At 39.9% G+C, this 9,392-nt stretch carries 10 protein-coding genes and 1 pseudogene; 3 read left to right on the top strand and 8 right to left on the bottom strand.

All coding sequences use genetic code 11. The features are described 5' to 3' along the window. The 5 genes and pseudogenes from HMPREF2887_RS10545 to HMPREF2887_RS07155 all read right to left on the bottom strand — a co-directional run. Window positions 1-169, bottom strand: a pseudogene (locus tag HMPREF2887_RS10545) (sigma-70 family RNA polymerase sigma factor); the annotation flags it as partial. A gap of 216 nt (window positions 170-385) precedes the next feature. Continuing rightward, the gene (gene nusB / locus HMPREF2887_RS07170; protein WP_003026303.1) at window positions 386-811 is read right to left on the bottom strand and encodes a transcription antitermination factor NusB; all 426 of its coding nucleotides are present in this window, start codon (window positions 809-811) and stop codon (window positions 386-388) included. After that, the gene (locus HMPREF2887_RS07165) at window positions 804-1,193 is read right to left on the bottom strand and encodes an Asp23/Gls24 family envelope stress response protein (RefSeq protein WP_003026305.1); all 390 of its coding nucleotides are present in this window, start codon (window positions 1,191-1,193) and stop codon (window positions 804-806) included. Before HMPREF2887_RS07165 ends, nusB begins: the two co-directional genes overlap by 8 nt. A 109-nt stretch (window positions 1,194-1,302) precedes the next feature. Continuing rightward, window positions 1,303-1,863 (bottom strand): elongation factor P, encoded by a 561-nt coding sequence (gene efp / locus HMPREF2887_RS07160; protein WP_003026309.1) that lies wholly within the window; start codon window positions 1,861-1,863, stop codon window positions 1,303-1,305. Window positions 1,864-1,921: 58 nt separating this feature from the next. Further along, a complete protein-coding gene (locus tag HMPREF2887_RS07155; protein ID WP_021002088.1) occupies window positions 1,922-2,983 on the bottom strand; it encodes a M24 family metallopeptidase in 1,062 nt (353 codons plus the stop codon). A gap of 147 nt (window positions 2,984-3,130) precedes the next feature. On the opposite strand from HMPREF2887_RS07155, the gene HMPREF2887_RS07150 reads away from it, so the two are divergent. Continuing rightward, window positions 3,131-3,886 carry a hypothetical protein gene (locus HMPREF2887_RS07150; RefSeq protein ID WP_021002089.1) on the top strand — a complete coding sequence of 252 codons (756 nt, stop codon included), beginning with the start codon at window positions 3,131-3,133 and terminating at the stop codon, window positions 3,884-3,886. Window positions 3,887-3,923: 37 nt separating this feature from the next. Here the strand turns inward: HMPREF2887_RS07150 and uvrA are convergent, their stop codons facing one another. Next, a complete protein-coding gene (gene uvrA, locus HMPREF2887_RS07145; protein WP_084740983.1) occupies window positions 3,924-6,749 on the bottom strand; it encodes an excinuclease ABC subunit UvrA in 2,826 nt (941 codons plus the stop codon). A gap of 122 nt (window positions 6,750-6,871) precedes the next feature. On the opposite strand from uvrA, the gene HMPREF2887_RS07140 reads away from it, so the two are divergent. Both HMPREF2887_RS07140 and HMPREF2887_RS07135 read left to right on the top strand, forming a co-directional pair. Continuing rightward, entirely contained in the window at window positions 6,872-7,816 is a 945-nt protein-coding gene (locus HMPREF2887_RS07140) for a magnesium transporter CorA family protein (protein ID WP_003026319.1), read from the top strand. Between the two features lie 15 nt (window positions 7,817-7,831). Continuing rightward, the gene (locus HMPREF2887_RS07135) at window positions 7,832-8,509 is read left to right on the top strand and encodes a DUF1129 domain-containing protein (protein WP_021002091.1); all 678 of its coding nucleotides are present in this window, start codon (window positions 7,832-7,834) and stop codon (window positions 8,507-8,509) included. Window positions 8,510-8,688: 179 nt separating this feature from the next. Here HMPREF2887_RS07135 and rpsR read toward each other — a convergent pair whose 3' ends face one another. Together rpsR and ssb are read right to left on the bottom strand one after the other, a co-directional pair. After that, on the bottom strand, window positions 8,689-8,928 hold the full coding sequence (gene rpsR / locus HMPREF2887_RS07130; protein WP_000068664.1) for a 30S ribosomal protein S18: 240 nt from the start codon (window positions 8,926-8,928) through the stop codon (window positions 8,689-8,691). A gap of 36 nt (window positions 8,929-8,964) precedes the next feature. Continuing rightward, window positions 8,965-9,392 (bottom strand): single-stranded DNA-binding protein (ssb, locus tag HMPREF2887_RS07125; RefSeq protein ID WP_084740980.1); only part of this gene is annotated, 428 nt, incomplete at its 5' end.

Below are 9,392 nucleotides of genomic sequence, written 5' to 3'. Positions count from 1 at the left end.
AGAGCTGATGATCTTCTTCTACTAGCTGCGGATACTGGCTTACCAACTGATAGAGCACCAACATTCCCTCTTGGTCCCAATCACTTAACTCCCACAGGTGGACATAATATTCCCTCCGACACTTCAGCACAATTCCTCTCACCTTGCCATATAACTCCTTGAACTCCATTTCCTTCTCCTTCCTTTTACTTACCTTTTAAGGATAGCATGAAGGAGAACCCTTTGGTTTTCTTCTATCTATTTTTTATCTTATTGCATCTCTTCTGGGTCTCGTGAGCAGCATCCCTGTCACTTCAGAGGTTTTCTGAAGCTGTTTAGCGGATAAAATTGAAAAAGAGAGAACGAAGTTCGTCCTCTCAATCCTGTATTCATTTCTTCTTAAAATTTATTCTATAACAAATTTACTTAAAATACCATTGATAAACTTGCTCGATTTTTCATCTGAGAATTTTTTAGATAGCTCAATTGCTTCATTGATTGCGACTAGTTGAGGTGTATCAAACTCTGTCATCTCAAACAATCCCAAGCGAAGAATATTTTTTTCTATCAATGTAAGACGTTCCAAAGTCCAACCTTCTTTTAGGTACTGGCTAAGCTTGTCATCCAACTCGTTTTTAGACTGTTCAACACCCATGACAAGGTTCAATAAAAAGGCTGGAAGTTCCACATCAGAATCGTTTGTCATATCTTTATCATAGAGATATGCAAAACGACACGCTTCTACAATGTCTTTTTCATATTCCAAACTCATTAATGCTTGAAATGCACGTTCACGTAGTTCTCTTCTTGCTTCCAGTTGTACATCAGTCATTGAGGAAATCCTCATCGAACAAATCTTTTAAATCTGGTTTTGGTGTTTTTTCAGGCACAATACCCGCTACATGGATGTTCACTGCGGATAATTCAACTTCTGCCATATCAGAAACAGCACTTTTAACGGCTTTTTGAATAGCAACAGCTACTGCTGGAACCCCTACACCATATTCTAAATATAAATAAATGTCAACAGTTATTTCGCCGTCACTGGCGGTATGAAGATAGACGCCACGTCCTAAAGAGCGTTTTGCAAGGCTGTCAGACATGCTTTTATTTGCGAAAGAGTAAACACCGTCCACTTTAGCCGTTGCAATGGCAATAATTTTTTCTAAGACACGCGGTGCGATAACGATTTCGCCTAATTGTTCAGTTGCCATAACTTGTCCTTTCTTAAGACACAAAGACATTCAAGGAGTCTGTTCAATATTTGTCAGGCTCTCAGTCTGAATTTGATAGTAATTAAGAACTTCTAGTTCTCAACATAAATTATGCACGAGAAACGTAAGTTCCTTCTTGCGTATTGATAATCAATTTTTGTCCAACTTCGATAAAGTCCGGTACGTTGACCACAAGACCTGTTTCAAGAGTAGCTGGCTTACCAGAACCTGTCACCGTTGCTCCTTTAATAGAAGGTTGTGTATCTGTTACGACTAATTCTACAGTCGTTGGAACTGTAACACCGATAACTTCGCTTCCGTAAAATTGAATTTTCACTTCTGAATTTTCAAGGATAAATTTCAATTCTTGCTCTACATTCGCTACTGGGATTTCATATTGCTCAAATGACTCTGTATCCATGAAATAAGCTGTGTCATCCATTTGGTATAAGTATTGTGCTGGGCGCGTTTCAATAATTGCTTGTTCAAATTTTTCTTCAGGACGGTAAGTTGTGTCAAAAGTCGAACCTGTGCGTACATCCCGTAATTTCATACGCATAACAGTATTCCCTTTACCTGGTTTATGGTGGCTTGCTTCAAGGACACGAATCAATTTTCCGTCCGTTGTTTCAAACGTCATACCAGCTTTCAGCTTACTTGCTTCAATCATTATTATTACCTCTTTTAAAATAGATTTCTCTTTATTTTATCATAAACATTGACAATTCTCAAATAACAATTAACTCTTTTGGCGCAAGCGTTAAAAGCTCACAACCTGTGTCTGTGATGAGAATGTCATCTTCGATCCGCACACCGTATTTTCCGTCCAAATAAATACCTGGCTCATCTGTTAAGACCATACCTGCTTCAATCGGCTCAGAGGATTTCCCAAAATAAGGAATCTCATGAATATCAAGACCAATCCCGTGTCCAATCCCGTGTGTGAAATATTGTCCGTAACCTGCATCGTTAATCACTTTGCGCGGTACTTGATCAAACTCAATGCGAGTCATACCAGCCTTCGCAGCCTCAATCAGAGTTTGGTTGCTCCGCAATACAATATCGTAAATTTCACGCTCTTCATCCGTCACATGACCAACATGAATAGTTCGTGTCATATCGCTAACATAGTGATTATAATAACAACCAAAATCCATTGTCAAGGTTTCACCTGTTTGGATGACCTTCTCGCTAGCTACTCCATGCGGCATAGCAGAGCGATAACCTGATGCAATAATAAAGTCAAAAGAAGCCCCTGACGCGCCAAGCTGCCGCATGCGAGCATCTAAAAAGTTCATGACTTGTAGCTCCGTTGTTTGCCCCGGCTTGATAAAATCCAAGACATCTAGAAAGGCTTGATCAGAAATTTGACAAGCTTTTCGAATCGTGGCAATTTCTCCCTCATCTTTGATCATGCGTAGCTTTTCAATGAAAGCAGTCATTGCTGTCAGCTTATAATCTGAAAAAAGTTCTTCGAGAGTTTTGAAAGAATGATAAGAAATTTCGTCATCAAATCCAATAGTCTTTATTTTATCATCTGCAATGATCTTCGCAATTTCTGACAAAGCATCACGCGTTTCAATAATATCAAATCCTTTGATCACACCTTTGGCAATCAAGGTATAGCGTGAGTCGGTCAGAAAAATTCGGCGATTCTTGCTGATAAAAACAGTTGCTTCAGTTCCGCTAAAACTCGTCAGATAATAGATATTTTTAAGATTGGTCACAAGGACAGCATCACAATCCGTTTGCGCAAGTGCTGCTTCTAATTTATTTACTCTTGATAACATAAAAATTCCTCCGTAAAATGATTCAATTTATTATAGCAAAAAAATACCGAAAATAATACAATCTATATAGTTAGGATTAGATGAAATTGACATTTGAAAGCGCTAAATGTATAATTTTTGTTATACAAGAAATGATGAGGTAACGATATGAATAAAACAGAATTACTGTTACAAAGACTGGATGAGATTGGTCAGTCTCTAAAAGATTCGAAACAAGCACTAGCTTTGCTGGCACTTGGTTCTTGCGCAACAGAAAGAGAACGATTGGATCAGTACTCAGATTTAGACTTCTTTGTTATTGTAAAAGATGGCTACAAGCAGACCTATATCCAAGACCTAACCTGGTTAAGTAAGCTAGAACCAATTGCATTTCACTACCAAAATACAGTGGACGGACATAAGGTTCTATTTGAAGATGATGTTTTTTGTGAATTTGCTGTCTTTGAAGCTCATGAACTAGTAAACATTCCCTTCGCTGAAGGCAAGATTATCTGGAAGGAGGTCGGTTTTGATGAAACAATCTGTCAGCCACAAAGACTGCCATCAAAAGAAAACAGAGACCGTGAATGGTTGTTGGGAGAAATTTTATGTAATCTATATTTAGGGCTAGGTCGCTATCAGCGAGGCGAAAAATTAGCTGCTTATGATTTGATCCAAAACAGATCCGTCAAGCTTTGGACTGAACTAATCAGTTTGGAAACAACTTCTAGATCTAATTTTATAGATATCTTTAATACCAATAGACGATTTGAAGAAGGTTATCCAAAGGAAGCCAAGCAATTGCCTCACTTTTTGCAAGGTTACGAACGCATTTCTGAGTCTGCTCAAGCACTCCTAGAATATCTGGATAAACACTATTCTCTTAACCCATTTATAAAAGAAAAAATTCGTAATTTATTATAAAAAAGACTCTGCCTAAAAAAGCAGAGTCTTTTAAATCTTATTTTAACTTTCCTTTTAGATACTGGCCAGTATAGCTAGCAGAGTTTGCAGCTACTTCTTCTGGTGTACCAGTAGCAATAATAGTACCTCCGCCAATACCACCTTCTGGTCCAAGGTCAATAATGTGATCGGCCGTCTTAATAACGTCCAAATTATGCTCGATGACGAGAACCGTGTTGCCATTATCTACAAAACGTGATAGCACTTGGAGAAGTTTCGCAATATCCTCCGTGTGCAGACCTGTAGTTGGTTCATCCAGAATATAGAAAGACTTACCTGTTGAGCGCTTGTGAAGTTCGCTGGCTAGTTTCATCCGCTGAGCCTCCCCCCCAGAAAGAGTTGTGGCGGGGTGCCCCAAGGTCACATAGCCTAACCCAACATCTTTAATCGTCTGCAACTTCCGCTCGATTTTTGGAATATGTTTGAAGAATTCGACTGCGTCATTGACCGTCATATCCAAAACTTGAGCAATGTTTTTCTCCTTGTAGTGCACTTCCAAGGTTTCACTATTGTACCGTGTTCCATGACAAACCTCACAAGGGACATAAACATCTGGTAAAAAGTGCATCTCAATCTTGATAATCCCATCCCCAGAGCAGGCCTCGCAGCGTCCCCCCTTCACATTGAAAGAGAAACGCCCTTTTTTATACCCACGAATCTTAGCTTCATTGGTCTTGGCAAAAAGGTCACGAATATCATCGAAAACCCCAGTATAAGTAGCAGGATTGGAGCGAGGAGTCCGTCCAATCGGGCTTTGGTCAATATCAATCAAACGATCGATATGCTCAATGCCTGAAATCTTTTTAAATTTTCCCGGTTTATCTGAATTTCGATTGAGCTTTTGCGCAATCGCTTTTTTGAGAATAGAATTAACCAGAGTGGACTTGCCAGAGCCCGAAACGCCCGTCACAGCGATAAATTTTCCCAGCGGGAAGCGGGCCGTGATGTTTTGCAAATTGTGCTCGCTCGCACCTGTGACTTCGATAAATCGGCCGTTTCCTACGCGGCGCTCCAATGGCACTGGAATTTCACGTTTGCCCGATAAATACTGACCTGTAATTGATTTCTTGCTTTTTGCAACTTGCTCTGGAGTGCCTGCCGCAACAATTTCACCACCAAAAACACCTGCTCCAGGCCCAACATCAATCAACCAATCAGCCTCGCGCATGGTGTCCTCGTCATGTTCAACTACGATGAGAGTATTGCCCAAATCACGCATTTTTTTGAGACTGGCAATCAAGCGATTATTATCGCGCTGATGAAGACCGATAGAAGGCTCATCTAAGATATAAAGAACACCGCTGAGATTAGAGCCGATTTGAGTCGCCAAGCGAATCCGCTGACTCTCACCACCAGACAGCGTGCCTGCAGAACGAGATAGAGTTAGATAATTAAGTCCGACATTATTAAGAAATGTCAAGCGATCTCGGATTTCTTTGATAATCGGCGTTGCAATGGTCACCTCATTTTCAGTCAATGTCAGATGAGAAATCAATTCTAAATGATCCGCAATAGACAAATCAGACACTTGACCAATATTGAGACCATTCTCACCACCTACTTTAACAGACAAAGCTTGCGGATTCAGCCGATAACCTTGACAACTTGCACAGGTCAGCTCATTCATATAGGTTCGCATCTGGGTACGAGTGAAATCACTATTAGTCTCATGGTAGCGACGGTTTATATTGGTTACCACTCCTTCAAAAGGAATGTCGATATCTCGCACGCCACCGAATTCATTTTCATAATGAAAATGAAATTCTCGTCCTTCAGAACCAAAGAAGATTAGTTGTTGTTCATCTTCGGTCAATTCCTCAAATGGCTTATCCATATCGATACCAAATTCCGTCATTGCCTGTTCTAGCATTTGAGGATAATAATTTGAAGAAATAGGATTCCATGGAGCTAAGGCGCCTTCCCGCAAGGTTTTACTACTGTCAGGAACCACCATATCCAAGTCTACTTCCAGTTTCACACCCAGACCGTCACAATCAGGACAAGAGCCAAATGGTGCATTAAAAGAAAAGAGACGAGGCTCCAACTCAGGTACCGTAAAGCCACAGACTGGACAAGCATAATGCTCGGAAAAGAGTAATTCCTTGCCATCCATCGTATCAATCACCACGTAACCGTCCGCAATTCTTAAGGCTGCTTCAATCGAATCAAACAACCGACTGCGTACACCGTCCTTAATAACAATTCGGTCCACCACTACTTCGATATCGTGTTTTTTCGTTTTAGAAAGCTCTGGAACTTCTGTGACATCATAAACATCTCCGTCCACGCGCACACGCACGTATCCGTCTTTTTGAATTTTCTCAAAAATTGTCTTGTGTTGCCCTTTTTTCTTGCGAACAATGGGCGCTAGGATTTGCAACCGCTGACGCTCTGGCAATTCCAAAACCTGATTGACAATCTGCTCCACAGAAGAAGCGGTAATGGCTCCATGCCCATTGATACAATATGGAGTTCCCACACGCGCATAGAGCAAACGGAGGTAATCATTGATTTCTGTAGCTGTTCCGACTGTTGACCGCGGATTCTTGCTGGTCGTTTTTTGATCAATAGAAATGGCTGGACTAAGTCCGTCAATTGAGTCCACGTCTGGTTTTTCCATATTGCCCAAAAATTGGCGGGCATAGGCAGACAAACTTTCTACATAGCGACGTTGCCCCTCTGCATAGAGAGTGTCAAAAGCTAAGCTAGATTTGCCTGAACCAGACAAACCAGTCACGACAACCAACTTGTCTCGCGGAATTGTGACATCAATATTTTTTAAATTATGAGCTCGTGCTCCATGAATGATAATTTTATCCTGCATTCTTACCACACTTTATTTTAAACTTCTTTTTATTATAACAAAATTTTCTACAATCTTTTACCCAAAAACTCGGAATTTTATAGTATAATAGTACGGTGTGCAAATAACTGAAGGAGGAAAACATGAAACAAGTCTTTCTATCAACAACAACTGAACTTAAAGAAATTGATACGCTTGAGTCGGGGACTTGGATCAATTTAGTCAACCCTTCTCAAAGTGAGTCTACTGAAATTGCCAACGCCTTTGACATTGATATTACGGACTTACGAGCACCCCTTGACGCAGAGGAAATGTCTCGTGTTACCATCGAAGATGAATATACCTTGATTATTGTGGATGTTCCAATTACAGAGGAGCGAAATAATCAGACTTACTATGTAACCATCCCTCTAGGGATTATTATTACCGAAGAGGCGATTATTACCACCTGTTTGGAAAAACTCCCTTTATTGGATATTTTTATCAATCGACGACTGCGTAATTTCTATACTTTCATGCGTTCGCGCTTTATTTTCCAAATTCTTTACCGCAATGCCGAGCTTTATCTGACAGCGTTACGCTCTATTGACCGCAAGAGTGAGCAGATTGAAAGTCAACTGCACAAGTCCACTCGCAATGAAGAATTGATTGAACTCATGGAGCTTGAAAAAACGATTGTCTATTTCAAAGCTTCCTTGAAAACCAATGAGCGCGTGATTAAAAAATTGACCAGCGCTACAAGCAATATTAAGAAATATTTGGAAGATGAGGACTTGCTGGAAGATACACTCATCGAGACCCAGCAGGCGATTGAGATGGCAGATATTTATGGAAATATCTTGCACAGCATGACCGATACATTTGCTTCTATCATTTCAAATAATCAAAATAACATCATGAAAGCTCTGGCTTTGGTGACGATTGTCATGTCCATTCCAACCATGATTTTTTCAGCCTATGGAATGAACTTCAAAAACAATGACTTACCGCTCAACGGGGAACCTCACGCTTTTTGGATTATTATTTTTATCGCCTTTGCGATAAGTGTTTCCCTGACTGTTTACCTTATTCACAAAAAATTATTCTAATTAAAAGGAGATCTTATGACACAAGTTTCTTTGGATAAATTAAGCAAAAAGAATCAAGAATTTGTCCGTATCGCAACTCACCAACTCATCAAAGACGGAAAAACAGACGAAGAAATCAAAGCCTTGCTAGAGGAGATTATCCCAACAATCCTTGAAAATCAAGCAAAAGGCATCACCGCTCGCGGACTTTATGGAGCACCAACTGTTTGGGCAGCAAATTTCTCAGAAACAAAACAAAAAGAAGCTCAGACCGTCCAAGAAAATACCAACCCATATCTCATGATTATGGATGCTTTCCTATTTGTCTTTAGTTTATTTGCTATTTTAAACAGTAGCGTTAATTTGTTCTCTAAAAATCCAAGCAATTATGGTATTGTAACCATTGTACTTGGTAGCGCAGTAGGGGCACTCGTATTTTATGGCATGTATTACTTTATTTACCGTTTTTATTATGCCGACCAGGACCAAAGTCAGAAACCACCATTTTTCAAATCGCTTCTTATCATTTCAGCTGCTACGATTTTGTGGGCTGTTGTTCTTTACGGAACAACCTTCCTGTTGCCAGCAGTTTTAAATCCAAAGCTGCCAAACTTATTTATTCTAGTGTTTGGCGGAGTAACTTTGGCACTTCGTTTCTATCTCAAAAAGAAATTCGATATCCGCAGTGCTTTAACCGCACCAAGACAACTTTAGTCGTATTCTTATTAAAACATCCGCTTGTTGAAACAGGCGGATGTTTTAATAAGATCTAATAAGTATTTTTGGCAACCGTTTCAAACAATTTTGAGCATAAGAAAAGCAACCTATTTAGTTGCTGATTGAGTTTTAAAAAATGAGCATGATTTTATGAAATTCATGCTCATTTTTATATTTTAGTCTTCGTTTACGAAAGGCATTAAAGCCATTACGCGAGCGCGTTTGATTGCTGTTGTTACTTTACGTTGGTTTTTAGCTGAAGTTCCTGTTACACGACGAGGAAGGATTTTCCCACGTTCTGAAACGAAACGGCTAAGAAGCTCAGTATCTTTGTAATCAACATATTCAATCTTGTTTGCTGCGATGTAATCAACTTTTTTACGGCGTTTAAATCCGCCACGACGTTGTTGAGCCATGTTCTTTCTCCTTTATATCATTATTCTGTTTGTCCATTAAAATGGTAGATCGTCATCTGAGATATCCATTGGATTGGTATTGCCAAATGGATTTTCATCACGAGAAAAGTTGGGTACTTGATTGACAGAAGTTGAGTTCCCAAAATTGGAAGACGAATTTCCGAAGTTATTAGAAGTGTAGCCACCAGAAGATTGACCTTCACGGCTGGCACGGCTTTCTAGCAGTTGGAAATTGTCAGCTACCACTTCTGTCACATAGACACGTTGACCTTGCTGGTTTTCGTAGTTACGTGTCTGAATCCGACCAGTAATTCCGATAAGAGCTCCTTTTTTAGCCCAATTTGCAAGATTTTCTGCCTGCTGGCGCCAAATCACAACGTTAATGAAATCTGCTTCTCTCTCGCCACTTTGATTTTTAAAGTTGCGATTGACAGCAAGAGTAAAAGTTGCGACCGCTTGATTTT

The organism is Streptococcus sp. HMSC071H03 (assembly GCF_001813035.1).
Classification (GTDB): Bacteria; Bacillota; Bacilli; order Lactobacillales; family Streptococcaceae; genus Streptococcus; species Streptococcus anginosus.
This window is presented reverse-complemented; position numbering and strand designations above follow the sequence as displayed.